This window comes from Streptomyces xantholiticus, from assembly GCF_014651015.1.
Lineage (GTDB): Bacteria > Actinomycetota > Actinomycetes > Streptomycetales > Streptomycetaceae > Streptomyces > Streptomyces xantholiticus.
Genome location: NZ_BMWB01000011.1, coordinates 137,353 through 161,785, shown reverse-complemented (window position 1 = coordinate 161,785; position 24,433 = coordinate 137,353). Strand labels below are relative to the sequence as shown.

Sequence of the window (24,433 nt, the reverse complement as noted above, 5' to 3'; positions counted from 1 at the left end):
GGCGGCGAAGGCCCGGTCAGGGGAGCCGGTGGGGCTACGGCAGGTTGTGGACGTGCGGTCCGACCGCGTTCGACCAGGCGTTGCCGGCCGTCGCGTCCCAGTTGGTGGACCAGGTCATCGCACCCCGCAGGCCCGGGTAGGTCTTCGAGGGCTTGAAGGAACCGCAGTTCGTGCCTCGCGTCAGGCAGTCGAGGGCGTTGTTGACGATGGTCGGGCTGACGTAGCCGCTGCCCGCGCCGCGGGTGGAGGCGGGGACGCCGATGCCGACCTGGGAGGGGGCGAGGCCGCCTTCGAGCTGGATGCAGGCGAGCGCGGTCAGGAAGTCGACCGAGCCCTGCGAGTAGACCTTGCCGTCACAGCCGAGCATCGAACCGCTGTTGTAGTACTGCATGTTGACGACGGTGAGGATGTCCTTCACGGCGAGCGCCGTCTTGAAGTACTCCGTGCCGGTGTTCTGCATGTCGATGGTCTGCGGCGCCATCGTCAGCACCAGCGACGAGCCCGCCTTCTGCGAGAGCTGGCGCAGTGCCTTCGTCAGGTACGTCGAGTTGATGCCGTGCTCCAGGTCGATGTCGACGCCGCTGAAGCCGTACTCCTGCATCAGCGCGTAGGCGCTGTTCGCGAAGGCCGTGGCGGACGCGTCACTGTTGATGGTGACGTTGCCCTTCTCGCCGCCCACCGAAATGACCACCGACTTGCCGGCGGCCTTCTTCGCGGCGATGTCGGCCTTGAAGTCGGCGACCGAGGCGTATCCGACGGCCGGGTCGAGGTTGAAGACGATCTGGCCCGCGGTGGCCGTCGAGTCGGCGAACGACACGGCGATGATGTCGTACTGCGACTGCACGTCCCGCAGCTTCTGCACGGCGGCGCCGTTGTCGAAGTTCTGCCAGTAGCCGGTCAGCGCGTGCCTCGGCACCGACGGGTTCGGGCCCGGGTCGCCGCCGCCCTCGCTCGTACGGCCGGCGGCGGCCGCCGACTTGGCCGACTCGCCCGCCGCGTTGGTGGCGGTGACCTGGAACTGGTACGAGGTGTTCGCCGCAAGACCGGTCACGGTCGCCGACGTGCCGGAGACCGACTGGACCCTGGCGCCGTCACGGTAGACGTTGTAGCCGGTCGCGCCGGAGACCGCGCCCCAGCTCAGGGTCACCGAGGACGATGTCACGGCGCCCACGGAGGGCGCGCCAGGAGCGGCCGGGACCACCGGGTCGGGGTCGGTGCCGCCACCGCCGTCGGGGCCGAAGACGCTCACGTCGTCCGCGTGGTAGGCGGCCTGTCCGTACCAGCCGTGCGTGTAGACGGTCACCGAGGTGGTGTCGGCGCCGGTGGTGAAGGAGGTGGACAGCTTCGTCCAGCTGCTGCTGCCGGGCGTCCAGGTGGAGACGTCGGTCGTCCCGGTCCCGGTAGCGCCCAGGTAGGCGTAGCCGCCCTGCACCCATGCGCTCAGCGCGTACGTCGAGTTGGGCTTCACCGACACGGTCTGGCTGCACTTGGCGTTGTCGTGGCCGGCCGGCGTGGCCTTGAGGGCCGAGGCGCCGCTGCGCACGGGGGAGGAGGCGGTGGCGCCACTGCCGCCGGAGCAGGCCCAGTTGGCGAGACCCGACTCGAAACCGGCGTTCTTGGCGACGTTGACATCGGCGGCCTGCGCGGTCCCGGCCGTGCCCATGAGCGCGAGTCCGGTGCCGACGGCCAGCGCCAGGCCGGCGCCGAGCCATCTCCGTGAGCGTGTCGTGCGGTCCACTTGCGGCCTCCGGTGGGGGAGTTGGGGGGCGGGTGCGTACGGTGGCCACCGTTCGGCGTAAAGCTGGTCCAGACCAATCATGTTGTCAAGACCTCTGGCAGTGATTGGTCTTCGGTTCGGTGTTCTCTGCCTGGGCAGTCGTCGCTAGAGTGCTCATGCAGAAACACGGAGTAGCGGACACGGAGCAGCAGGAGCACGGAGCATAGGGAACTGCGGCCGCCGGAAGCCCCGGTGTCCGGAGCTGAACGGGGAACAGCGTGCCGACCGCAATAGCAGTCACCAGCGCCGACCTGGTGCTACCGCCCACCGATCACCAGACGCCCACGGCCGCCCTGCTCCACGCACCGGACGACCAGCCGCTCGACGCCGCGATCACCGACATGAGCGTGCTGCTCGAACAGCACGGCTACGTCGTCGCCCTGTACCCGGCTTCGCTCCCCGCCGCCCACGAGCGCCGGCTGTACACGATTCGCGCCGTGCTCGAGAGCGACCGTATCGCCCTCCTCAAACTCGACCTGCCACCGCTCGGTGTCGCCGTGCTGGCCCGGCAGTTGCGGCAGCTGTCGATCTGCGACTTCGGCGCCGGGGTCGTTGCCTGTGCCGCTCGGCTGCTCTCCCACTACGTCCACGCCGGCGCCCTGCTCGGCTCCGTCGCCCGGCTCGACCGGATACCCGTGAGCCTGAAGACCCATGCCAAGTCATGGATGCCCGGGACCCAGTTCGGCGTGCTGGCCAACCCGCGTCCCCAGTTGGTCAGGATCGGCGGCGGTGAACTCTCCGGCCCCGAATACGCCACCCAGTTGGTCCTCGCACGGGGACAGCTGGAGTCGGAGTGGGTGACCGGCACCCTCGCCCCCGCCTGGCACGTCCAGCACATCCACGAGGCACCGCTGCCCGCCGACTCCGCCCGCTGGTGGGGCACCGGCCGGCTGATCGAGTTCGCCGCCTTCCTCCCGGACATCTCCGTCCTGTACCAACTGGTCTCTTCCGTACGGCGAGAGGTGTGCACATGGTGCGGCATCCAACTGATCGGTGACCGCTGCGGCTTCTGCTCCGCGCCCCTCACCGCCGCATCGAGCCGCACCGGCGCACAAAGGGCCCTGACCGCGGGCCCCTGACGGCCGGCTCCCGCGTCCGCCACCACCCGTCCCAAGCCCACGCCATCGAACGAGGTCGCCCCACCCATGAATTCACGGCAGCGCCGCGGCGTTCTCCTCATTCTGCTCTCGGTCGTCTGCGGCCTCGCCGCGTTCGCCGGCGTGCTCACCGTGATCGCCGATGTGAACTCCAAGGTCGGGCCGGAGACCACCGCGTACCGTGTCAAGGCCGACATAGCCCCGTACACGCCGCTCGAGGCCGGCCAGTTCGAGAAGGTCTCCATACCCGAACGCTGGCTGTCCGACAGCGCGGTGACCGACCTCGGCGCACTGCACGGGAAGATCGCCGTCACCCGGCTGCGCAGCGGGTCACTGCTCCAGAGCGACATGATCGTGCAGAAGCCGCAGCTTGAGAGCGGCCAGCAGGAGATCGCCATCATGATCGACGCGGCGACGGGAGTGGCCGGAAAGATCCGACCGGGCAACCTGGTCAACATCTTCGCCACCTTCGCCGCGCAGAACGACTCCGGCACCGACCAGTCCCGGCTCATCGTCGCAAACGCCAAGGTCATCGACGTCGGCGAGCTCACCGCCCTCGACCGCAGGAGCGGCGAGCGCGCGGACGGCCCCCGGGAGGCAGTGCCCATCACCTTCGCGCTGGACACCGCCGACGCCCAGCGGGTCGCCCACGCCGAGTCCTTCGCCGAACATGTGCGCCTCGCGCTGCTGCCCGACGGGAGCACCACCATCCTGCGGCCCGGCGAAGGCAGTTACGACCTCTCAGAAGACAGGAACAAGTGAGGGCCGGATGACGACGCGTATCCTCCCCGCGGTCGGCGACCCCGACGCCGCCCGGTCCATCGGCAGCCTGCTGGGCCGGCTCCCCGACGCGGAACCGCTCGCAGCGGTCGGCGACTCCACCTCGCTCGTCGACACACTGGCCGGGCTCGCCGCCGACTCGCTCGACGAACTGCCCGAGGTCGTGCTCGTCCACGAACGCATCGGGCCTCTGCCCGCGCTCGAGCTGATCAGGGACGTCGCCCTGCGCTTCCCGGCCGTCGGCGTCGTGCTCGTCACCGCCGACACCGGCCCCGGCCTGTACTCGGCGGCGATGGACTCCGGCGCACGCGGCCTCGCCGCCCTCCCCCTGACGTACGAGGAACTGGCGCAACGCGTCCAGGCCGCGGCCGGCTGGGCCGCGGGGGTACGGCGGCACCTCGGCCACGGCCCGGAAGCCGGCTTCGGCGGCCCGGACGGCACCGTCGTCACCGTCAGCGGCGCCAAGGGCGGCGTCGGCACGACGGTCACGGCGATCCAGCTCGCCCTCGCTTCGGCGGCCTCCGGCCGGTCCGTCGCGCTCGTCGACCTCGACCTCCAGAGCGGCGACGTCGCCTCGTACCTGGACGTCCAGTTCCGGCGTTCCATCGTGGACCTCGCCGCCATCCAGGACATCGGCGCACGCGTGCTGGCCGACGCCGTCTTCAACCACGAGACGGGCGTGGCGCTGCTGCTCGCCCCGGCGGAGGGCGAACGGGCTGAGGACGTCAGCGACCGGCTCGTACGGCAGACGCTCGCGGCCCTTCGGCAGCGGTACGAGACCGTCGTCGTCGACTGCGGCACGCACGTGGACACCGCCAACGCCGCCGCCATCGAGACGGCCGACACGACACTGCTGCTCACCACTCCGGACGTGGTGACCGTACGGGCCACCAAGCGGATGGTGAGACTCTGGGACCGGCTCCAGATCCGCAAGGCGGAGGAGACCGTCACCGTCGTCAACCGCCATACGCGCGGCAGCGAGATCCAGCCCGCGCTCGTCTCGAAGATCACCGCGACACGTGTGGCGAGATCGGCCATCCCCGCGAACTTCCGGGAGCTCCAGGGCGCCGTCGACGCCGGCCGGATGCAGGACCTGGAGGCCAGATCCTCGGTCAAACAGGCCATGTGGGCACTGGCCGGCGAACTCGGGCTGGTGAAGGACGCGGCCTCCGCGGCGCGACCGGACGCCAGGCAGAGCGGCCTCTTCGGAGGCGGACGACGGCACGGGCGCGCGAAATGACCCGCCGGGCGTCCGGAGGGGACCTGAAAGACCGGGGCCAGTCGGTGATCGAGTTCACCGGCATGGTGCCGATCATCCTGGTGACGCTGGCGGTGCTGTGGCAGTCGGCGCTCGTCGGCTACACCTTCGTACTGGCCGGCAACGCGGCCGACAAGGGCGTGTCGGCGGGAGCGCGCGCGGACGGGGGCGGCGCGGCGGCCTGCGCGGCGGCCGCGCAGGAGGACGTCACGGGCGCCTGGTCGGCGGACGTGAGGTGCAGGCCCGAGGGGGACCTCTACCGGGCCGAGGTCGACCTGAAGGTGCCGCTGCTGTTCCCCGGCGTCAACCTCCCCATCACCGTCCAGGGCCGTGCGGGTGCGGCGGCCGAGCGGAGGGACGCCCCGTGAGGAAGCGTGCGATACGCGGCGACCGCGGCCAGAGCGCCATCGAGTACGGCGGCTGGCTGTTCCTGCTCCTGTTCGTCATGACGGTCGCCGTCCAGGTCGGCCTCGCCGTGTACGCGGCCCAGCAGGCCGGCACGGCCGCCCGTGCGGCGGCGCGGGTGGCGTCCCGGCCGGACGCGACGACCAGCGGGCAGGCGGCCGGACGGCAGGCGCTCAGCTCCTGGCTCCAGGCCGACGTCGTGACCAGCGAGGGCGGCGACGCGGTCACCGCGGACGTCACCGTCGTCATCCCTCAGGTCGTCCCCGGGGTGAGCTTCGGCACCGTCACCAAGAGCGCCACGATGCCCCTCGACGAGGAGTCGACACGATGAGCCTGCGTGCCCGTATCCAGCGCATCGACGGCCCGGAACCGGCGAACGGCCAGAGTGAGGAGAGCAGGCTCGTCGGTGTCTACCGCGCCAAACTCCTCGAAGAGATCGATCTCGCCGAGATGTCGACCCTCGCCGCCGCCGAACGGCGGGAACGGCTGGAGCGCGTACTCGGCCACATCATCAGCCGCGAGGGCCCCGTGCTGTCCGGCGGTGAACGCTCGCACCTCATCCGCCGCGTCGTCGACGAGGCGCTCGGCCTCGGCATCCTCGAACCGCTCCTCGAGGATGCGTCCATCAGCGAGATCATGGTGAACGGCCCCGAGCAGGTCTTCGTCGAACGCGGCGGCCGGCTGGAGCAGCTGCCGTTGCGGTTCTCCTCGACCGATCAGCTGATGCAGACCATCGAACGCATCGTCTCCACCGTCAACCGCCGCGTCGACGAGGCGAACCCCATGGTCGACGCCCGGCTGCCCACCGGCGAGCGCGTCAACGTCATCATCCCGCCGCTCTCGCTGACCGGCCCGGTCCTCACCATCCGCCGCTTCCCCCGCGCCTTCACCCTCCAGGAGATGATCGGCCTCGGCTCGCTCGACGAGCACATCCTGATGCTGCTCGCGGGCCTGGTTCGCGCCAAGTTCAACGTGATCGTGTCCGGCGCCACGGGCACCGGCAAAACCACTCTCCTCAACGCCCTCTCCGGCCTCATCCCGGACGGCGAACGAATCGTCACCATCGAGGACTCCGCCGAGCTCCAGCTCCAACAGGCCCATGTGATCACGCTGGAGTCCCGCCCCGCCAACGTCGAGGGCAAGGGCCGCATCACCATCCGCGACCTCGTACGCAACTCCCTGCGCATGCGCCCCGACCGCATCATCGTCGGCGAGGTCCGCGGCGGCGAGACACTCGACATGCTCCAGGCCATGTCCACCGGCCACGACGGCTCGCTGGCCACCGTCCACGCCAACAGCGCGGAGGACGCGCTGATGCGGTTGCAGACCCTGAGCTCCATGTCGGAGGTCGAGCTGCCGTTCGTGGCCATCCACGACCAGATCAACAGCGCCGTCGACATCATCGTCCAGCTCACCCGACACGCGGACGGGTCACGCAGGATCACCGAGATCGCCGTCGTCGACTCGTACGGCCGTGAGGACTACCGCTTCGTGACCGTCTGCCGATTCGATGCGGAGCCACCGGCCGGGGACGGGCGCGTGCACGGCCGCTTCCGGTACTTCCCGCTGCCGCGGCGGGCCGCGGAACGCCTCTACATGGCGGGCGAGGCGATCCCGCCGGCCTTCGGGGTGGGGGACACACCACTGGAGCTGGCGACCCGGGTGCCGCCGGGCCTGAGCCCGGTGCCCGGCCCACGGGCCGGGCAGGACCCCCGAGCAGTCGAGGGGCCCCAGGCGGCCCCCCGGACGGGCCACGCGCCGGAAGGCGAACCCTGGACGGGCCCCTCACCGGAAGGCCACCAGCCGCGATGAACCTCCCGCTCCTCACCCTCGGCGTCACCCTGCTCGGCTGCGTACTCGCCGTCCTCGGCGTGCGCGCCTGGTCGGCCGGACAAGCACAGCACCAGGCCCTCGTGGACCGCATGTCGCAGACCGACCCCCTCGCGATCGAGAGCGGCCGCCGGCGCCGCTTCGCGCGCCTCGATCGCCGAGTGCGCCGCACCCGGCCGGGCAGGCGCATCGAACGGTCCCTCTCCGCGACCGGCCTCGACCTGACTGCCGGCGAATACGCCGTCTACGTCGCCACCGCGCTGGTCACCCTGTACTTCGTCGTGGGCTCGGTCTTCGCCCCCTTCTTCGGCCTGCTCGCGGTGGTGATCGGGCTCTGGGGAGCACAAGGCTTCCTCGACTGGCAGCGCGCCAAACGCACCGAGGCGTTCATCAACCAGCTCCCCGAACTCACCCGCGTCCTCGCCAACGCCACCCAGGCCGGGCTGGCCCTGCGCACCGCCATCGGCATGGCGGTCGAGGAACTCGACGACCCCGCCCGCGAGGAACTGCGCCGCGTCGCGGACCAACTGGCGCTCGGGCGCTCGCTCGACGACGCGCTCGGCGACCTCGTCGAACGCCTTCCCTCGCGCGAACTGACCGTGCTCGTCTCCACCCTGATCCTCTCCAATCGGGCGGGCGGCACCATCGTCACCTCTCTCCGCAACCTCACCGAGACCCTGGAGGAGCGCAAGGAGACCCGGCGAGAGGTCACCACCCTGCTCTCGCAGGTCAAGGTGACGGCCGTGGCCGTCCCCGTCCTCGGTCTCGGCTTCCTTCTCGTCATCAACGGCATGCGGGAAGGCGCCCTCGACGACATGACCAGCGCGCTCGGCGGCCGGATCGCCGTACTGATCGCCGCCGGTCTGTACGCACTCGGCTTCATCCTCATCAACCGACTCACCCGCGTCCGTATCTGACGCCAGACCTGGAACCCGGAGGGAGGCACACATGCTCGGACCCGCGCTGGCCGCCGTACTGGGCCTCGCCGTCTACGGCGTCTTCCACGGCATCCGCATGTACCGGGCGGAGGCCAAACTCCCCGGCGACCTCGCCGTCGCCCTCGAAATCGGCGCCACCCGCACCAGCTACCCGGGCATGGCCATCGACCGCCTCGGCATGCGCTGGGCGCCCTTCGTGCTGAGGCTGATGGGCGCGCGCCGGGTCGACCGCGTCCGCCGCCGACTCGACATGGCCGGCAACCCCGGCGGCCTGACTGTCGACCGCTACGCGGCCCGCCGCGCCGTGTACGGGGGCCTCGGCACGCTCGTCGCCTTCGGCATGCTGATGAACGGGCACAACGTCCTCGCCGTACTGTTCCTGCTCTACGGCCTGTTCTGGACGGAAGTCCTGCTGCGCGCCGCCATCGCCCGCCGCCGCGACGACATCGAACGCACCCTGCCGGACTTCCTCGACGTGCTCGCGGTCGTCGTCTCCGCCGGCCTCGGGTTCCGCCAGGCCCTGGAACGAGTCGCGGAGAAGTACGAGGGCCCGTGGTCCGACGAACTGCGCATCACGCTGCGTCAGATGGACATGGGCATGGGCCGCCGCGAAGCCTTCGAACAGCTCCGTCGCCGCAACGGGTCGGACCAGGTGTCGATGTTCGTCTCCGCGCTGCAACAGGGGGAGGAACTCGGCGCCCCGATCGTCGACACCCTGATCCAGATCGCCAACGACATGCGCCGTACCGATGCCCAGAACGCCCGCAGGAAGGCAGCGAAGGCGGTCCCGAAGGCGACACTGATCGTCACGAGCTTCATGCTTCCCGGGACGATGATCCTGATCGTGGCGGGCTTCTACTACGCGGCCGATGTCGACTTCACGGCGATCTTCGGCGGCTGAGGAGGCATGAACAGGTGCTGATTTACGGATGATTGGCCCAACTGTCTTCGCTCACGCAAGCGAATGTGGGAGATTTCCTCCGGAGGCCCGGTGTAGCCGGGAGACTCCACGGAGTGATCGGCGGCGAGGGAGGCCGGACCGGCATGAACGAGCGGTCCGTCGATGGGGAACGAGGGGTAAGCCATGAAGGACTTCGGCCTGCTCGGGGCCGCGGCTGCGACGAGGCTCCGCAGGTACCTGCGTGGGGATCGGGGGCAGGGGTCGATCGAGTACGTGGGGATCACGATCCTGGTGGTGGCGATCGTGGTGCTGCTGCTCAACACGAATCTCGGCGCTTCGATCGCCGACACGTTTACCGAGAAGATCAACTCTGTCCTCAACGGCGGTGGGGGAGGCGGCGGCGGTGGTGGTGGCGGCGGCTGACCAACTCACGTGTCGGCGATCGTGGCCAGGCCACACCCCTCTACATGGCGGCGGTCGTCGGCCTGCTCTTCCTGGTCCTCGTGTACCTGGCCTTCGGGCAGGCCGACGTGACCCGTAACGGCACGCAGACTGCGGCGGATGCCGCTGCTCTGGCCGCAGCCAAGGAGTCGAGGGACGGGCTGGACATCGCAGATGTCATAGACGACCTGGAAGCGATCTTCGGCGGCCAGGTACCGACCGATTCCCCCGACGGATGCATGCAGGCCGTGGACTTCGCGGCCAGGAACGACGCGGTGGCGGGATATGACGATTGCCTGCCGCTCAATGACGGCCGCTGGGGCTACACCGTCAACGTGAAGTCCCGAAAGTCGATGGGTGACAGCATCATCGACGGAACCGGGAGCAAGCACGCCACGGCATCCGCCACCGCCGTGATCGAACCGCGCTGCACCTTCACACCCGAGGAGAGTGAAGTTCCGGAACCCGACGAGGGAGCCGAGGACGACGAGAAGGAGCCCTCGCCCGGAAAGCTGCGCTGTGACTCCGAGGACTGGGCCATCGACCCCGAGAACCTGGATCTACTGCCCGACATGGCAGACCTCTTCACCGTCCGCCTCGCCGAGGACTGAGCCCGATGAGCGCAAAGGAACAGGATTGATGAGCATGCGGCACATGAGCACCATGCGCCGGGCCGGGGCGGCAGTTGTGCTGCCGTCCGCCTTGATCTTCATGTTGTCGGCCTGCGGCGGGGCCGGTGATGAGCCGGATCGGAGTAGCCACTCGTCAGCGCCTGACAGGGCGGACGACGGCGACAAGGGCAGTGCCGCTCCGGAAGCCGTTTCCAGCACGCCGAGCGAACCCATCGCAACGGTGAGGGGTGAAAAGGGGGTCGAGATGTCCATCTTCTCGGCGAAGCGCGACGAAGGTGGTTTCCTCACGGTCGACGGAGAAATCAAGAACACCAGTTCCGAAGGGTTCACCACTCCGGTGCGCTGGAACGGAATGGAGCAGTCCGTTGCGGCCACGGGGCGCTCTTTCGCTGGAATGACCTTGGTGGACTCCAAGGGAAAGAAGCGCTATTACGTGCTTCGCGACACCGACAACCGGCCGCTCACGACCTACGCCTATGCACCCTTCATCAAGGCGGGCGACAGTCTCTCGTTCTTTGCCCAGTTTCCGGCACCACCCGGCGACACGACCCAGCTTGCACTCCAACTGCCCGGCTTCCCCAGCACCACGATCGAGCTGTCATGACGACCCCCGCGACCAGGACCGCCGCCACCGCCGCCGTCCTCGCAGGCGCACTCTCCCTCGGCCTCCTCGCCACGGGCGACGCGTCCGCCGACGACGGCCCGTACGCGGCGCCCCCGGCCGAGGCGCCGGTCAAGATCGACGCGAGGGACTCGGACCTCAAGATCCCGGAGGGCGCGACGCTCGCCCAGCCGAAGGTCATCGACATCAAGTCCGTGGTCGAGGACATCAGCGGCGAGGAGCGCAGGGAGGAGACGAACTCGGACATCAAGTTCGCCCTTCAGGCCGAGGTGTTGTTCGGCAAGAACAGCTCGAAGCTCTCCGGCGAAGCCACGTCCCGTATCGCCGCCATCGCCGCCGAGATCAAGAACCAGGACGCCAAGAAGATCCGCGTCTTCGGTTTCACCGACGATCTCGGCTCCGAGGCGCACGGTGACAAGCTGTCGAAGGAGCGGGCGGACGCGGTCCACAGCATGCTGTCGCAGCAGCTGGGCGCCGAGGGCATCACGTACGAGATCCGCGGCTACGGCGAGGACTACCCGATCGCGAGCAACACGACGGAGGAAGGCCGCCGCAAGAACCGTCGCGTGGAGGTGTCGTTCCCCCGGGAGTGACCCTCAGTCCGTGTCGTCGTCCTGCGGCTCGGCCGCTTCGGGGAACCCCAGCCGGTCCAGCAGTTCGCCGAAGAGGTCCTCCACGAACACCTCCCGCGCCCGCAGCAGGCCCTCGACGGCCGCCACCGGCGTCGTGACCTCGACGCCGGCCGACCGCGCCCATGCCACGGCGCCGGTCGCGGCCGCGGGTATCTCCGCGTGCAGCTCGGCGCGGCGGAGCTCGACCGCCGCGGCGAATTCGGGGCTGTCCGCCCACTCGCTGGTGTCGTCGACGTCATCAGGAACCTCGGTCCACAGGGCGGCAGCCAGGTCGACGTTCAGAGCGGCCTGCCACCAGCGGCCGTCGGGCGCGAGCCCGGTCACGAGCGCGACGTCGCTGTCGTACACGGACGCGACACAGGCGGGCGCGCCGGTCCAGTCGACGACGGCCTCGAGAAGGTCCTCCCCTTCCTGCACCGCACCGTCGAAGACGTGCAGGGTCTGCCAGCCACCGGGGCGCGGCCGGCCCGCGTCGATGTCACTTCCGTCGGCCCTCCCCCCGTCGAAGACCGGCGCCTCGTGCAACGGACGCTCACTGCGACCGAACACGATCTCACCCGAGAACCCCACTGTTCCTCCCTCGCAACGCCCACACGTGAAGCGCGTCGCCCCACTCCGTCACCGTGCACCGGTTGCCGTTCCCGAGCACACGCGGTGCGCCCGCAACCGGGAACGGGTACGCGACCTGCCCGCTCACCCCCATGCGGCACTCGTCGCTGCCCTGACCATCGATCAGCCGCCACATCTCCTCGTCGCCGCGCTGCACGAGCAACCGCCGCTCCTGCCAGCCATGCCTCCACACGCGGGGCGTGCGCCGCGTCGAGCGCACGCCGGGCGGCGACGGTGGCTACGAGGCGGGCGGCGACCGGCGGCATGGGTCCTCCAACAGGAACTGCGGCGTCGCGCGCAGCTTAAGGCGGGGGTACGACACCACGGTCCCGGGCCGCGCTCAACAAAGCGGTGCCGGAACCACGCTGCACGGCGTGACCCGGACCCGTACCCGGGCCCGGACCCGCACGCCCCACGCCGCCGACTTCCCCGTCCCTCCGGCCGTACGTGCCGTGCGCACAGCGGGGCACGCCGATGCGCCCCGGAGGCTTGCCCGCCGGCGGGGCGGAGCCGCGCGAGCCCGCCCCGGCCGCACGCGAAAGTTTTTCGCGGAGGGCGGCAACCCCCTGCCCACTCGCACGTCGTGCAGGTTGAAGGGCGTGATCCGCCGCCCCCACCCGAGTCGGGAGAACCACCGTGCATTACCTGAAGCGCGCAGTTGTCACCGCCGCCGCCACCGGCGCACTGGCCGTCATCGGCGTGCCCGCCTGGGCGGCGGCCGGGCCGAGCGCGACGCCGTCGGCCGCGCCGACCCCTGTGACGAGCGTTCCGCCGAGTGCGACGCCGTCGGCCGCGCCGACCCCTGTGACGAGCGTTCCGCCGAGTGCGACGCCCTCGGCCGCGCCGACCCCTGTGACGAGCGTTCCGCCGAGCGCTACGCCGTCGGCCGTGCCGACCCCGGTCTTCAGCAGTGCCCCCGGCGACGCGCAGTCCTCCGCCGGGCCCGAACTCGCGCATACCGGTGGCTCCAGCGCCACCACCGTCATAGGCGCGGGTGCCGCCGGGCTCGTCGTGCTCGGGGCCGGGACCCTGTTCGTCGTGCGGCGGCGCGCTGTTCGCTGACGTGCTCGACCCGAGGAACCCCGTGCTGCACCACGCCCCGCCGTTCCGCCCCGCCGCGCCCGGATTCCCCCGGGTGCGGCCCGGCGGCGGGCGGGGCGTGCGCGCGGCCCTGCGCGCACTGCTGCTGCGCAGCGACCGGTCGGCCCCGCCTGCCGACCGCCCGCTCGCAAGCTCCCCGTTGCCCGCGCCCCCGTACGGCACCACGGCCCCGTACGGCACCACGGCCCCGCAACCTCCCACCGTCACCGACCTCTACCACGCGCACCGCCTCGGCATGGTCCGCCTCGCGGTGCTCCTCGTCGATGACCTCGCCACCGCCGAGGATGTCGTCCAGGACGCCTTCACCGCCCTCTACCGTCGCCACGGCGAGCACATCACCGAGGTCGACAACGCGCTGGGCTACCTGCGCACTGCGGTCGTCAACACATCCCGTTCGGTGTTGCGGCGCCGCAGGACCGTCCGCGCCTGGACACCACCCACCCCGGCCGACGTTCCCTCCGCAGAGGAGCACGTCGTGCTGGACGAGGCACACCGCGAGGTGCTCGCCGCACTGGGCAGGCTCACCCCGCGGCGCCGCCAGGTCCTGGTGCTGCGCTACTGGGCGGACCTCAGCGAGGCGGAGATCGCCCAGACCCTGGGGATCAGCCGGGGGGCGGTCAAGTCGAACGCCAGCCGCGCCCTCGACGCGCTGGAACGGATTCTGGAGGGACGGACATGACGGCCGGTGGGGGACGCGAACACCTCGTGGAACGCCGGCTCCGGCAGGCGCTCGAAGCCCGAGCGGAGTCGGTGACCGTAAGCGATCTGCGTCCGGCCGCGCCGCCCCGCCCGGGCCGTCGGCTGCTGTGGTGGAGGCGAAGCCCGACGTCCCGGGTCGGCCTCGCCGGTCTGGCCGGACTCGCGACCGCCGCCCTGGCCGGCGCCGTCTACCTGACGCTGGCCCCGGCGCCGGCCGACTCGCGCCCCGTCCCGCCGGCTGGCCCGCCCGGGATCACCTCACCGACCCCGAGCACGACGCCGAGCAACACGACGCCGACCAGCACGACGCCGAACCCCCAGCCGAGCAGCAGCCTGCCCGACCACGGGTCCGCAGTGCCGTCCACGGCCGCCCCCACTCCGGGAGCCACCCCGCCATGAGCGACGGATGCCCGTGACGCGCGCATCTCGCCGATCAGGTGTGACCGCGACCGGATCCCGGCCCGCACGCCCCACGCCGCCAACCGCGCGCCTCGTCGTCCGGGACCAGCCCGCCCCCCACGCGGACCCGGTGGCTCGTTACCTCTGCGAGGACCGCCGCCCGCACTCCGGCTGATCGCGGCCGTCGTGGACACCGGGGCGGCAAGTGGGGCATCTGTCGGATGCAGCCATCCCACCGGGACGCCAAGTCCTGGGTGCTCCTGCCCAGATGGCGTATCCCTGCCAAGGCGCGAGGGCATTTCCAGTCCCTGGGCAGGACCCGATCGCCCTCCGCCCCGCCCGGTTGTCCGGTGTGGCGTAGGGGCCGCCCTCCTGGTCCCGCTGGTCGGGGCTCCGGGCCGTGCGTCAAGGGCGCTCGGTCGTTCCTCCCTCACGTCGCCTCAGGCGATTCCGACCGGCCGTGCGAGCTCACGCCGGCTGCCGCTGCAGGGTGTCCGTCGCCGAACCGGTGCGCTGCATCCGGTGCCAGCGCAGCCTGCTGCCGAGCAGCGCGGTGACGACGGACTGCACCACCACCAGGTACATCAGCTGCCGGTAGATCAAGATCTGTAGCGGCAGCGTCCACAGCGGTTCGAACTTCTCCTTGTCGAGGCGGAGCGCGTAGACGGCGCTGATCACCTGCACGGCCGTGAAGCCGAGCCACACGGCCCCCGCCTGGGCGGCGCTCTGGAACAGCAGCCCGTACACGGCGAACACGTCGACGAGCGGAGCCAGCAACGGCAACAGAGTCTGGAACACGGCGAGATAGGTCAGTCCGCGGCGGCCGAACCTGCCTGCTGCTCCGGTCTCGAACAGCGACCCGCGGTGCTTCCACATCGCCTGGAGAGTGCCGTAGCACCAGCGGTAGCGCTGCTTCCAGAGCTGCCGGACGGTGGAGGGTGCCTCCGTCCAGGCGATCGCCGACTCCTCGTACACGACCCGCCAGCCCGCGCGGCACAGCGCCATGGTCAGATCGGTGTCCTCGGCGAGGGTGTCCTCGCTGACCCCGCCGACGCCCGCGAGCGCCTGGCGGCGGAAGGCGCCGATCGCGCCCGGCACGGTCGGCATGCATTCGAGTACGTCGAACATGCGGCGGTCGAGGTTGAACCCGATGACGTATTCGAGGTGCTGCCAGCGGCCCAGCACTCCCTGCCGGTTGCCCACCTTGGTGTTGCCGCTGACGGCGCCCACGCGCGGGTCGGCGAGCGGCTGGATCAGGTTGCGGATCGCGTCCGGCTCGAAGACCGTGTCGCCGTCGATCATCACCACGATGTCGAACTGAGCCCACGACAGTCCGGTGTTGAGGGCTGCCGCCTTGCCCGCGTTGGGCTGGCGGACCACCATGACCCGCGGGTCCTGGGCCCTCACCGACTCGGCGATCTCGAAGGTGCCGTCGCTCGACCCGTCGTCGACGACGATGATCTGGATGTACGGGTGCGTGGACGCGAGCAGCGAGTGCAGTGTCGCCTCGATGCCCGCCTCTTCGTTGTACGCGGGCACGATCACGGTGACCGGATCGTTGACCGGCGGCAGCCGGTTGCCGCGGCGCCGTCCGGCCCGGGTGCGGCGTACGTGGACACGGGCGACCGTGAACAGCAGCACGAGGCGGGCCACGGTGACCCCTCCGGCGGCCACCAGCAGCCAGCCCATGGCGTCGGTGAAACCCCTGGACAGCCTCTGCGCCCAGACGACGGCGGTGCCCTTCGCCGCGGCGGCCGCCGTCACCGGGTAGCTGACGCCGTCTGTCCGCAGCGAGGCGCCGACGGTCGTGAACCGCAGGCCGTCGGCCGGGGACGACAAGATCTCCTCGGTGGCGTCGACGGCCTCCCGGGAGCCGGTGAACTGGCGGATCACCCCCTGCTCCGGACTCCGGTCGGCGGCATCCGCGGCGACCAGGACATAGCCGTCGTCGATCGCGCGGCGGCCCGCCTCCCACTGGTCGGCGCACAGGGAAGCGGTCTCCTTGGTGTGCGGCAGCCGTAGCAGACGGGTGCCGATGCCCGCCGTGCCCGCGAGGGTGTTCTGGGTGAGGGCGAGTTCGAGGCGCGCACGCACCGCCGAGACCTGCGCGAGGTCGGCGTCGGTGTAGGTGTGCGAGCCGATCTGATGGCCCTCGTCGTGGATTCGGCGGACCAGATCGGGGTGGGCCGCGACCTGTGTGCCGGTGAGGAAGAACGTGGCCCTGGCGCCATGCTTCCTCAGGACGTCGAGCAGACGCGGGGTCCAGGAGGGGCCCGGGCCGCCGTCGTAGGTGAGGGCGACCGTCCGGGCGGGAATTTGGGCGCTGCGCAGCTTTCCGTCGATCTCGCTGAGAACGGGGCCGCCTTCGCGTACCGCCGCGGGGGCGGCAGCGGCGCAGTGGCGTACGGGGGCGGCGGCGGGCGCTATTTCGTGCCGCCCGTAACCGCTGAACAGCAGCGCGGTGGCGGCGACCGCGAGAGTGAGCAGAAGCAGCAGCCAGTGGCCGCGAGGGTCGCGCTGCCGGACATGCCGGTGGGTTCTGGCAGGCGGTGCGGTCCGCGTCGAGCGGGTTCTCGCGGATGATCGGGCCGAGCGCTTGCTGCGGGGGGAACGGCCGCGGCCGGTGGAACGGGTTGTTCCGGTCTTGCGTGGTACGGGGCTCACCTGGGTCCCTTGGTCGGCGTCTGGCCCTGGCCAGGACGGTTGCCGGAGTTCCCCAGGCCCGGCGCGGTCGTGGTGGAGGGCGCCGCGGTCCGGGGCGCCTCGGTGCTGGGTTCCTCGGTCGCGGTCCTGGAACTGCTCACGGAGGGGCTCGGGGCCGCTGACTCCCCGGCCTTGGCGGACGGGGCGGCCGTGGGTCCGGCGGTGGAGCCGGGCTTCTCCGTGGCCTTCGTCGATCCGTCCTGCTCCTGCTTCTGTTCCTGGCTCGGCTTCGGCTCCTCGTTCTTCTCCTGGACCCAGGGCAGCGAGAACGGGCCGCCGGAGGGCGCCGAACCGAAGAATCCGGCGATCACGACGGCGATGAAGACCACGCAGGCCGCCGCGAAAGCAAGGCCCACGGGACGGACCAGCCGTCCGCGGCGGCCCGATGCGTCGACGAAGACCGAGCCGTCGTCGTGTCCGGTGCCGTGGTCGTGGTCACCGTCATGGTCGTCGTCGGCGGTGCCGTGAGCGTTTCCGCCGTCCCCGTGCAGGTGCTGGTGCTCGGTGCCGTAGGCCCCACCGTCGGCACCTTGGCGGCCGTGGCCCCCCTCGTAGGCGTCGTGACCGCCCCCGTAGGTGTAGTCAACGTCCAGGTTCGTGCCTTGCGGGTGTCCGTAAGCATCGCCGGGCGGGATCCCGTGACCGGTCGCCGCCGGCTCGTACCACCCGTACGCCGCCGGCGGATCCGCGTATCCGTCATGGGTCGAAGCGCTGTCCCCGTACGGGTGGTACACGAGGGGCACGCCCTGGGTCTGGCCACCATCCCGGTAGGCGCCGTTCCCGGCGTACACGCCAAGCGCGCCGTTCGCGTGGTGCGCGTGGTGGGCGTCATATGCGCCATTCGCGCCGCCTACGCCGTACGCACCATCGTCGTGCTCAGGGGGCCAATGCATGAGGGCGCAGTGTAGAGGTTCCTGGGGACTGCTGTGTAGCTGAGGAAAAAATGGCTCAAACCGCCCACTCCTTTCTCAGCAACCTCCGAAACGAGTCGAGGCGCCGGCCTCGTTCCGGCGGAACGACAAGCGGAAATCGGACGATCTCCGCATGGATGCATACGGCTCACTCCGTGGTACGCGAGCCGGGGAAAAGAGCGGCATCAGCATCGGTTCCGGGGGTGAGAGTCAGTTCGCCGCCCTGGCGCACCCCCCAGCCCGCCATCGCTCCCGCTTCCGCCTCCAGTACCAGCCTCGCCCGCAGGCGCGGGAGCCCGACGCGGCCCGGGCGCATGGTCGTGACGGCGAGGACGTGCAAGTCGGCGTCCAGGTGGGCCACGTCGATCGGGAAGCGCATCCCGATCGTGTGGACACTGTTGCACGGGGTCAGGAGCATCGCGCCCGCGATGCCGTCGCGGCCGAGGAGGCCGCGGCGGCGGGTGCCGTAGGTCGCGGCGATCTCGACCTCGGCGACCGGGCGGCCGTCGATCGTCAACGTGTACGGGCCGTCGTGCCAACGCCGTGCTGTCCCCATGGCGTTCACGGTAACGGCCGGGGCGGCCTAGGGTCAGGGGCGTGGAAGCAGCGTTGGTTGTCGTTGCCGCCCTGTGGGGGGCCGGGGCCGGTTGGTTGTGTCCGCGGGCGGCGTATCGGCTCTCCGTCGAGCCGGGGGAGACGTGGCGTGCGGCGTGTCCGGCCGGGCACCCGTACGGCGGGTGGGTCGGTGGGCCCTGCTGCCCGGCACCGCTGCCGGCCCGGGTCACGGCGCCGCTCGTCACCGGGCTGGTGTGCGCCGCCCTCTCCGTGGCGGTCGGTGGGCGGCCCGAGTTGGTGGTCTGGCTGGTGCTCGCCCCCTTTGCCGTACTGCTCGCACTGGTGGACGTGAGCGTGCGCCGGTTGCCGGACCACCTCACCCTGCCGCTGGCGGCCGGGGCGCTGACCCTGCTCGGAGCCGCCGCCGTCGCACCGGGTGCGGCGGGGTCCTGGACGACCGCGTTGCTCGGCGGGCCGGTGCTCGGAGCGGCGTACTTCGTGTTGTTCCTGATCCGTCCCGACGGCATGGGTTTCGGGGACGTGAAGCTCGCCCTGGCGCTGGGCGTCGTCCTCGGCTGGTACGGCTGGGCGGTGCTGTTCGCGGGGGCCTTCGCCGGGTTTCTGCTGGGTTCGGTGTACGGGCTCGGGCTGATCGCCCTGCGCCGGGCCGGTCGCAGGAGCGCGATCCCCTTCGGCCCGTTCATGATGGCGGGTGCCTGGCTGGGGGTTCTGCTCGGGGCGCTCGCTGTGCGTTGACGCCGAATGTGAGACGACACCGGGCATCCGGCCGGCCCCGTCAGGCGTGCGGGCCCACCGTCACCCTGCCGACGGTCAGCTCGGCCCGTGCCTCGAGTGCTTCTGCGACCCGGTTCACCTGCGCGGCGAGGTCGTTACGGGCCCCGGCCGTTGCGAGGGCGGTGCCGATCGGTTCCACCGTCAGCGCGATGCGTCTGCCCGAGCGCCGCTGGTGCCAGACGCCGGCGACGGTCCCGTTCACCAGCACCACCGGGTAGTTGCCGGCCTGCCCGCCCGCCAGGGCACGGCCGAAAGCCGCCCCGGGGAAGAGCCGCTCGCGGGGCCGGCAGGCGATCACGTACGCGTCGAAGTAGGGGAGGAGGCGTACGCCTCGTGGCGGCGCGGCGTCCCGGAAGGAGGTGTCGCCGGAGACGACCCAGGCCGGGGAGCCTTCGAAGCCGACCTCTTCGACACGTCCGGCGGCCGCCAGGCCCGTGAACACTTCAGCCGCCCACGCCTTGGGCGCCGCCAGCCACGTGGCGAAGTGTGCGGGCGTGGCCGGGCCGTAGGCGTACAGGTAGCGCTGTACGAGTGCGTCCACCGCAGCATGCCCGTCCATCGGTGTGACCCCGGGACTCGTGTACGTGACCTTGCGGCCGCGGTTCGGGCCGAAGGCGAGGGCGCCCCGGTGGGCGGCCGTGTGGGTGGCCTGTCGCCAGCGCGGCCACTTGTCCTGGAAGGCCTCCATGACCCGGTCCCCTGCCCAGGTGCCCGTACGGTCGACGATCGCGTCGGTCAGCTCGTCGACCGTCAGGGGCTGACCCGCCAGCGCGTCGCGGACGGCGGCGACGACCTCGTCCGTCTGCTCCGGCGTCATCCGCACGTGGTCCGGCCAGGGGTTCGGACCGGCAGGGACCGCCGAGAGTGCGCCGGTCCACATCGGGAGGTCCGCCTTGGGCAGCAGGTGGACGGTTCCGCGCGGCCCGTACGTCTTGGTCAGGGTCCGGTCCGTCCACAGCGCCTCGCGTACGTCCGCCCGGGTCGCACCGGAAGGCAGCCGCAGGGCGACCGACAGTTCCCCGGCGGACAGCACCTGTGCGTGGGCGCCGAGCATCGCGCCGGTGACGTCGGCGGGGGAGTCGAAGGCCGGGCTTTCGGCGCCTGCCAGGCCCTGGCGGGCCAGTCGGCGGGCGTTCGCCTGCGTCCAGGTCACGTCGGTCGTCGTCATAGGGGAGACGGTAGGAGCGATATAGGTCGGATACTGTCCGCAAAGACCCAAGGGCCCGGCAAAATCGCGCAGTTGACGGAGCGTCACTGCGTTCGTCAATGTCGCGCCTCATGGTCGGGGTCACCCGTGGGAGGTACGGCTCCGGGGCATCAGGCCTGCTGACGCACCTGCCTCCGTGTCCTGAGGCGAATTCGCCGGAGACTTCCGGCACGGCGTGGCACTCGGCACCACTTACGAAGGGTTATGGTGGAAACCCCCCCTCGGGCCGGTCCGTATCCCCCCCCCCACGGACCGGCCCGTTTTCTTTCCCGCCTCAGCCTGCGCAGGGCTCAGCCGCGGTCGGCCCAGATGTTGGTGCCCTTCGTGTCCACGGCGAAGGTGTCGATCTCCTCCAGCTCCGTGTCGGTGAGAGGCGCCCCGGCAAGGGCCGCGACGTTCTCCTCCAACTGCTGCACGCTCGACGCGCCGATCAGGGCGGACGTCATCCGCGGATCGCGCAGCACCCAGGCGATCGCCAGCTGGGCCAGCGACTGGCCGCGGCGCGCGGCGATGTCGTTGAGACCGCGTAGCCGCCGCAGCACCTCCTCGGACAGCAGGCCCGGGTCGAGCGACTTGCCCTGGGTGGCCCGCGAGCCCTCCGGGATGCCCTTCAGATACTTGTCCGTGAGCAGGCCCTGCGCGAGCGGCACGAAGGAGATGCAGCCCATACCGGCGCTCTCCAGCGTGTCCAGCAGGCCGTCGTTCTCGATCCAGCGGTTGATCATCGAGTAGGAGGGCTGCTGGATGAGGGCAGGGACACCCATCTCCCTCAGCAGCCCGGCCGCCTGTGCCGTCTGCTCCGCGTTGTAGGAGGACACGCCCACGTACAGCGCCTTGCCCTGCTGGACGGCGGACGCGAGCGCTCCCATCGTCTCCTCGAGCGGAGTGTGGGGGTCGAAGCGGTGCGAGTAGAAAATGTCGACGTAGTCGAGTCCCATCCGCTTCAGGGACGCGTCCAGGGAAGAGAGCAGATACTTCCGCGAGCCCCACTCGCCGTACGGGCCGGGGTGCATCAGATAGCCGGCCTTGGTGGAGACGATCAGCTCGTCCCGGTACGGCGCGAAGTCCTGCGAGAAGACCTTGCCGAAATTCAGCTCGGCCGACCCGGGCGGCGGCCCGTAGTTGTTCGCCAGGTCGAAGTGGGTCACACCCAGGTCGAAGGCGCGCCGCAGGATCGCGCGCTGCGAGCCGAGGCTGCGGTCGTCGCCGAAGTTGTGCCACAGGCCGAGCGAGAGCGCCGGCAGCTTGAGGCCCGAGCGGCCGGAGCGGCGGTACTCCATGGCCCCGTAGCGGTCGGCGGCTGCCAGATAGTAAGGGGAATCAGTCACGCTTCTCTCCTTATCACGGACTTGTGACACACCGGGTTGGGCCGCTGTGACCGGGCCGCAGTACTGTTGCGGCTTCGGGGACTGCCGCACGGAGGGGTGAAAGAACAGTGAACCTGCGCGACCTGGTGTACGGGCTCTACGCACGCCGGGTGGAAGGCCGCCTCGACCATGCCCAGGTGCCCAAGCACATCGGCGTGATCCTCGACGGCAACCGCCGCTGGGCCAAGGCGTCGGGCGGTACGGCCGCACAGGGACACCAGGCCGGTGCCGACAAGATCTCCGAGCTGCTCGGCTGGTGCGCGGAGACGGACGTCGAGGTCGTCACTCTCTGGCTTCTCTCCACGGACAACCTGGACCGCCCGGCGGAAGAGCTGACCCCCCTCCTCGGCATCATCGAGAACACCGTCCGCAACCTCGCCGCCGACGGGCGCTGGCGCGTGCACCACGTCGGCACGCCGGACCTGCTGCCCGGACACACGCAGACCGTTCTGAAGGAAGCCGAGCAGGCCACGGCGGACGTGTCCGGAATACTGGTGAATGTCGCTGTCGGCTACGGCGGCCGCCAGGAGATCGCGGACGCGGTGCGGTCGCTGCTGCTGGAACACGCGGAGAAGGGCACGAGCTTCGAGGAGCTCGCCGAGATCGTCGACGTGGAGCACATCTCGGAGCACCTGTACACGCGGGGCCAGCCGGATCCCGACCTGGTGATCCGCACGAGTGGGGAGCAGCGGCTGTCGGGCTTCATGCTCTGGCAGAGCGCGCACTCCGAGTACTACTTCTGTGAGGTCTTCTGGCCGGCGTTCCGGAAGGTGGACTTCCTGCGGGCGCTGCGGGATTACGCGGCGCGGCATCGGCGCTACGGCTCCTGACCGCCTGTCGCCTGCGGCCGCCCTGGTTCCCCGACCCGCCCCTTCCCGAAACCGGGTCAAGCCCCGCACCTCCATAACCGCTTCGCGCGGTGTCCTCAAACACCGGACGGGCTGGTATCGCGAGCGAAATCCAGCCTCTCCGGCGCTTGAGGCGCGGGGACCGTGGGGGGCGGAGCCCTTGAAGCGCCGCACGCACTGCGGTGAACGGGTCCGGGCAGAGCCGGTTTCGGGAAGGGGCGGCGTGGGGCGTGGCCCCGCGCGGCGGACCGCCCGCGCCCACGTCACCCCCTGTTCATCGACGCGACGCCCCACGTCCTGGCATGGCCGCACTTGTTCGAGGGAATACCACTTGCAGGTCGACGTCCGATCCACGAACGTCGTATCTCAGTGAGCGGCCCACACCGCTCACCCGGGAGGCCCTTTGCACACGAAGGACTGCACCAACGGTGCGGACCACGCGGAGGGCCGGCGCTCGGTCCGCGCATCGTGGCCTGAGCCCGGCCCGTCGCCCGCTTCGGCGGGTGGACCCATGGCCCGCGACGCCGTCGCACCCCGACCTCGTCCGAGGGGGTACGTCCTTCCGTGGTGAACAGCACAAAGCGCCGTATGAACGACAGGCGCACCTATGTTCTCGACACCAGCGTCCTGCTGGCGGATCCGAACGCCATGAGCCGCTTCGACGAGCACGAGGTCGTGCTCCCCGTCGTGGTGGTCACGGAGCTGGAGGCCAAGAGGCACCATCCGGAGCTCGGCTACTTCGCCCGTCAGGCGCTGCGCCTGCTGGACGACTTCCGGGTCCGGTACGGCCGTCTCGACGCGCCTCTGCCGATCGGCGACCTCGGTGGCACGCTCCGCGTCGAGCTCAACCACTCGGATCCCGGCGTGCTGCCGGCCGGTTTCAGGCTGGGGGACAACGACTCGCGGATTCTGGCGGTCGCGCGCAATCTGCAGGCGGAGGGGTACGACGTGACGGTCGTGTCCAAGGACCTCCCGCTGCGTATCAAGGCGTCCTCGGTCGGCCTGCTCGCGGAGGAGTACCGCGCGGAGCTCGCCATCACCGACACCGGCTGGACCGGTATGTCCGAGCTGCCCCTGTCCGCCGAACAGGTGGATCTGCTGTACGGGGAGGAGACGCTGTACGTGCCGGAGGCGGCCGACCTGCCCGTGCACACCGGTCTCGTGCTGCAGTCCGAGCGCGGCAAGGCGCTGGGCCGTATCACGGCCGAGGGCAACGTCCGTCTGGTGCGCGGCGACCGCGAGGTGTTCGGCATCCACGGCCGCAGTGCCGAGCAGCGCATTGCGCTCGATCTGCTGCTGGACCAGGAGGTCGGCATCGTGTCGCTGGGCGGCCGGGCCGGCACCGGCAAGTCGGCGCTGGCGCTGTGCGCGGGCCTGGAGGCGGTCCTTGAGCGCAGACACCACCAGAAGGTGATGGTCTTCCGGCCGCTGTACGCGGTGGGCGGGCAGGAGCTCGGCTATCTGCCGGGCACCGAGGCCGAGAAGATGAGCCCGTGGGCGCAGGCGGTCTTCGACACCCTCTCCGCGGTGGCGGGCCGTGAGGTCATCGAGGAGGTCCTCAACCGCGGCATGCTGGAGGTTCTGCCGCTCACCCACATCCGGGGCCGTTCCCTGCACGACGCGTTCGTCATCGTCGACGAGGCCCAGTCGCTGGAGCGGAACGTACTGCTCACCGTTCTGTCCCGTATCGGGGCGAATTCCCGGGTCGTCCTCACGCATGACGTGGCCCAGCGGGACAATCTGCGGGTCGGCCGGTACGACGGAGTGGTCGCCGTGGTCGAGAAACTGAAGGGGCATCCGCTCTTCGCGCATGTCACCCTCACCCGCTCCGAGCGTTCGCAGATCGCCGCACTGGTGACCGAAATGCTGGAGGATGGATAGATTTGCCCAGGTAGGAGCCCTCGGCCTATCCGGCAAAAGGGGCAA

General features: G+C 70.6%; 27 protein-coding genes. 17 read left to right on the top strand and 10 right to left on the bottom strand.

Going from position 1 to position 24,433, the window contains the following annotated elements; all coding sequences use genetic code 11:
* Positions 1–34 precede the first annotated feature (34 nt).
* Positions 35–1,738, bottom strand: a complete 1,704-nt coding sequence (locus IE198_RS18615) for a chitinase (RefSeq protein ID WP_189887886.1) — start codon at positions 1,736–1,738, stop codon at positions 35–37.
* Between the two features lie 257 nt (positions 1,739–1,995).
* Between IE198_RS18615 and IE198_RS18610 the strand changes: the two genes are divergently transcribed.
* From IE198_RS18610 to IE198_RS18555, 12 genes are all read left to right on the top strand, one after another.
* The gene (locus IE198_RS18610; RefSeq protein ID WP_189887883.1) at positions 1,996–2,856 is read left to right on the top strand and encodes a hypothetical protein; all 861 of its coding nucleotides are present in this window, start codon (positions 1,996–1,998) and stop codon (positions 2,854–2,856) included.
* Positions 2,857–2,922: 66 nt separating this feature from the next.
* Positions 2,923–3,636, top strand: a complete 714-nt coding sequence (gene cpaB, locus IE198_RS18605) for a Flp pilus assembly protein CpaB (RefSeq protein ID WP_189887882.1) — start codon at positions 2,923–2,925, stop codon at positions 3,634–3,636.
* Between the two features lie 7 nt (positions 3,637–3,643).
* Complete coding sequence (locus IE198_RS18600) at positions 3,644–4,894, top strand: CpaE/TadZ family protein (RefSeq protein WP_189887880.1); 1,251 nt, start codon at positions 3,644–3,646, stop codon at positions 4,892–4,894.
* Entirely contained in the window at positions 4,891–5,280 is a 390-nt protein-coding gene (locus IE198_RS18595) for a hypothetical protein (protein WP_189887878.1), read from the top strand. The genes IE198_RS18600 and IE198_RS18595 overlap by 4 nt, the downstream gene beginning before the upstream one ends.
* On the top strand, positions 5,277–5,648 hold the full coding sequence (locus tag IE198_RS18590) for a TadE/TadG family type IV pilus assembly protein (RefSeq protein WP_189887876.1): 372 nt from the start codon (positions 5,277–5,279) through the stop codon (positions 5,646–5,648). The genes IE198_RS18595 and IE198_RS18590 overlap by 4 nt, the downstream gene beginning before the upstream one ends.
* Positions 5,645–7,129 carry a TadA family conjugal transfer-associated ATPase gene (locus IE198_RS18585; protein ID WP_229834068.1) on the top strand — a complete coding sequence of 495 codons (1,485 nt, stop codon included), beginning with the start codon at positions 5,645–5,647 and terminating at the stop codon, positions 7,127–7,129. Before IE198_RS18590 ends, IE198_RS18585 begins: the two co-directional genes overlap by 4 nt.
* Positions 7,126–8,064, top strand: a complete 939-nt coding sequence (locus tag IE198_RS18580; protein ID WP_189887874.1) for a type II secretion system F family protein — start codon at positions 7,126–7,128, stop codon at positions 8,062–8,064. Before IE198_RS18585 ends, IE198_RS18580 begins: the two co-directional genes overlap by 4 nt.
* 31 nt (positions 8,065–8,095) lie before the next feature.
* The gene (locus IE198_RS18575) at positions 8,096–8,986 is read left to right on the top strand and encodes a DUF5936 domain-containing protein (RefSeq protein WP_189887872.1); all 891 of its coding nucleotides are present in this window, start codon (positions 8,096–8,098) and stop codon (positions 8,984–8,986) included.
* A gap of 183 nt (positions 8,987–9,169) precedes the next feature.
* A complete protein-coding gene (locus IE198_RS18570) occupies positions 9,170–9,409 on the top strand; it encodes a Flp family type IVb pilin (RefSeq protein WP_189888021.1) in 240 nt (79 codons plus the stop codon).
* Positions 9,406–10,038, top strand: coding sequence for a pilus assembly protein TadG-related protein (locus IE198_RS18565; RefSeq protein ID WP_189888018.1), 633 nt, complete (start codon positions 9,406–9,408; stop codon positions 10,036–10,038). The genes IE198_RS18570 and IE198_RS18565 overlap by 4 nt, the downstream gene beginning before the upstream one ends.
* A gap of 43 nt (positions 10,039–10,081) precedes the next feature.
* The gene (locus IE198_RS18560; protein WP_229834066.1) at positions 10,082–10,663 is read left to right on the top strand and encodes a hypothetical protein; all 582 of its coding nucleotides are present in this window, start codon (positions 10,082–10,084) and stop codon (positions 10,661–10,663) included.
* Positions 10,660–11,274, top strand: coding sequence for an OmpA family protein (locus IE198_RS18555; RefSeq protein WP_189887868.1), 615 nt, complete (start codon positions 10,660–10,662; stop codon positions 11,272–11,274). The genes IE198_RS18560 and IE198_RS18555 overlap by 4 nt, the downstream gene beginning before the upstream one ends.
* 3 nt (positions 11,275–11,277) lie before the next feature.
* On the opposite strand, the gene IE198_RS18550 is transcribed toward IE198_RS18555, so the two are convergent.
* The 3 genes from IE198_RS18550 to IE198_RS18540 form a co-directional block, all read right to left on the bottom strand.
* On the bottom strand, positions 11,278–11,883 hold the full coding sequence (locus IE198_RS18550) for a hypothetical protein (protein WP_189887866.1): 606 nt from the start codon (positions 11,881–11,883) through the stop codon (positions 11,278–11,280).
* Positions 11,867–12,085 carry a hypothetical protein gene (locus tag IE198_RS18545; protein WP_189887864.1) on the bottom strand — a complete coding sequence of 73 codons (219 nt, stop codon included), beginning with the start codon at positions 12,083–12,085 and terminating at the stop codon, positions 11,867–11,869. The genes IE198_RS18550 and IE198_RS18545 overlap by 17 nt, the downstream gene beginning before the upstream one ends.
* A gap of 478 nt (positions 12,086–12,563) precedes the next feature.
* Positions 12,564–12,908 carry a hypothetical protein gene (locus tag IE198_RS18540; protein WP_189887862.1) on the bottom strand — a complete coding sequence of 115 codons (345 nt, stop codon included), beginning with the start codon at positions 12,906–12,908 and terminating at the stop codon, positions 12,564–12,566.
* On the opposite strand from IE198_RS18540, the gene IE198_RS36365 reads away from it, so the two are divergent.
* Positions 12,907–12,984 carry a hypothetical protein gene (locus IE198_RS36365; RefSeq protein WP_308426833.1) on the top strand — a complete coding sequence of 26 codons (78 nt, stop codon included), beginning with the start codon at positions 12,907–12,909 and terminating at the stop codon, positions 12,982–12,984. The two genes, IE198_RS18540 and IE198_RS36365, sit on opposite strands and share 2 nt — an antisense overlap.
* Positions 12,985–13,006: 22 nt before the next feature.
* On the top strand, positions 13,007–13,702 hold the full coding sequence (locus IE198_RS18535) for an RNA polymerase sigma factor (protein ID WP_229834065.1): 696 nt from the start codon (positions 13,007–13,009) through the stop codon (positions 13,700–13,702).
* Positions 13,703–13,910: 208 nt separating this feature from the next.
* On the opposite strand, the gene IE198_RS18530 is transcribed toward IE198_RS18535, so the two are convergent.
* The 4 genes from IE198_RS18530 to IE198_RS18515 all read right to left on the bottom strand — a co-directional run bounded on the left by IE198_RS18530 (position 13,911) and on the right by IE198_RS18515 (position 18,291).
* Positions 13,911–14,087, bottom strand: a complete 177-nt coding sequence (locus tag IE198_RS18530) for a hypothetical protein (protein ID WP_189887860.1) — start codon at positions 14,085–14,087, stop codon at positions 13,911–13,913.
* Positions 14,088–14,589: 502 nt separating this feature from the next.
* Positions 14,590–16,785, bottom strand: coding sequence for a bifunctional polysaccharide deacetylase/glycosyltransferase family 2 protein (locus tag IE198_RS18525; RefSeq protein ID WP_229834064.1), 2,196 nt, complete (start codon positions 16,783–16,785; stop codon positions 14,590–14,592).
* Positions 16,782–17,717 carry a hypothetical protein gene (locus IE198_RS18520; RefSeq protein WP_189887858.1) on the bottom strand — a complete coding sequence of 312 codons (936 nt, stop codon included), beginning with the start codon at positions 17,715–17,717 and terminating at the stop codon, positions 16,782–16,784. Before IE198_RS18520 ends, IE198_RS18525 begins: the two co-directional genes overlap by 4 nt.
* A 166-nt stretch (positions 17,718–17,883) precedes the next feature.
* Positions 17,884–18,291 carry a DUF192 domain-containing protein gene (locus tag IE198_RS18515; RefSeq protein ID WP_189887857.1) on the bottom strand — a complete coding sequence of 136 codons (408 nt, stop codon included), beginning with the start codon at positions 18,289–18,291 and terminating at the stop codon, positions 17,884–17,886.
* A 41-nt stretch (positions 18,292–18,332) separates the two neighbouring features.
* Here IE198_RS18515 and IE198_RS18510 point away from each other — a divergent pair, with 41 nt between their 5' ends.
* Complete coding sequence (locus tag IE198_RS18510; RefSeq protein ID WP_189887855.1) at positions 18,333–19,046, top strand: prepilin peptidase; 714 nt, start codon at positions 18,333–18,335, stop codon at positions 19,044–19,046.
* Between the two features lie 40 nt (positions 19,047–19,086).
* Here IE198_RS18510 and IE198_RS18505 read toward each other — a convergent pair whose 3' ends face one another.
* Entirely contained in the window at positions 19,087–20,253 is a 1,167-nt protein-coding gene (locus tag IE198_RS18505) for a winged helix DNA-binding domain-containing protein (RefSeq protein ID WP_189887853.1), read from the bottom strand.
* Between the two features lie 329 nt (positions 20,254–20,582).
* Entirely contained in the window at positions 20,583–21,620 is a 1,038-nt protein-coding gene (gene mgrA, locus IE198_RS18500) for an L-glyceraldehyde 3-phosphate reductase (protein WP_189887851.1), read from the bottom strand.
* Positions 21,621–21,727: 107 nt separating this feature from the next.
* On the opposite strand from mgrA, the gene IE198_RS18495 reads away from it, so the two are divergent.
* Together IE198_RS18495 and phoH2 are read left to right on the top strand one after the other, a co-directional pair.
* On the top strand, positions 21,728–22,489 hold the full coding sequence (locus tag IE198_RS18495; RefSeq protein ID WP_189887849.1) for an isoprenyl transferase: 762 nt from the start codon (positions 21,728–21,730) through the stop codon (positions 22,487–22,489).
* 582 nt (positions 22,490–23,071) lie between these two features.
* Positions 23,072–24,388: an RNA 5'-3' helicase PhoH2 gene (gene phoH2, locus IE198_RS18490; RefSeq protein ID WP_189887848.1), complete on the top strand. Its 1,317-nt coding sequence runs from the start codon at positions 23,072–23,074 to the stop codon at positions 24,386–24,388.
* Positions 24,389–24,433 lie beyond the last annotated feature (45 nt).

What these genes read in the sequence shown, in the direction of transcription:
- IE198_RS18585 (WP_229834068.1), top strand. Translation starts at nt 5,645, where the DNA reads ATGAGCCTGCGTGCCCGTATCCAGCGCATCGACGGCCCGGAACCGGCG.
- IE198_RS18555 (WP_189887868.1), top strand. Translation starts at nt 10,660, where the DNA reads ATGACGACCCCCGCGACCAGGACCGCCGCCACCGCCGCCGTCCTCGCA.
- IE198_RS18540 (WP_189887862.1), bottom strand. Translation starts at nt 12,908, where the DNA reads ATGACGGTGGTGGCGCTGGAGCCACCGGTATGCGCGAGTTCGGGCCCG.
- IE198_RS18570 (WP_189888021.1), top strand. Translation starts at nt 9,170, where the DNA reads ATGAAGGACTTCGGCCTGCTCGGGGCCGCGGCTGCGACGAGGCTCCGC.
- IE198_RS18560 (WP_229834066.1), top strand. Translation starts at nt 10,082, where the DNA reads ATGAGCACCATGCGCCGGGCCGGGGCGGCAGTTGTGCTGCCGTCCGCC.
- IE198_RS18595 (WP_189887878.1), top strand. Translation starts at nt 4,891, where the DNA reads ATGACCCGCCGGGCGTCCGGAGGGGACCTGAAAGACCGGGGCCAGTCG.
- IE198_RS18505 (WP_189887853.1), bottom strand. Translation starts at nt 20,253, where the DNA reads ATGACGACGACCGACGTGACCTGGACGCAGGCGAACGCCCGCCGACTG.
- IE198_RS18600 (WP_189887880.1), top strand. Translation starts at nt 3,644, where the DNA reads ATGACGACGCGTATCCTCCCCGCGGTCGGCGACCCCGACGCCGCCCGG.
- IE198_RS18580 (WP_189887874.1), top strand. Translation starts at nt 7,126, where the DNA reads ATGAACCTCCCGCTCCTCACCCTCGGCGTCACCCTGCTCGGCTGCGTA.
- IE198_RS18520 (WP_189887858.1), bottom strand. Translation starts at nt 17,717, where the DNA reads ATGCATTGGCCCCCTGAGCACGACGATGGTGCGTACGGCGTAGGCGGC.
- IE198_RS18515 (WP_189887857.1), bottom strand. Translation starts at nt 18,291, where the DNA reads ATGGGGACAGCACGGCGTTGGCACGACGGCCCGTACACGTTGACGATC.
- IE198_RS18575 (WP_189887872.1), top strand. Translation starts at nt 8,096, where the DNA reads ATGCTCGGACCCGCGCTGGCCGCCGTACTGGGCCTCGCCGTCTACGGC.
- cpaB (WP_189887882.1), top strand. Translation starts at nt 2,923, where the DNA reads ATGAATTCACGGCAGCGCCGCGGCGTTCTCCTCATTCTGCTCTCGGTC.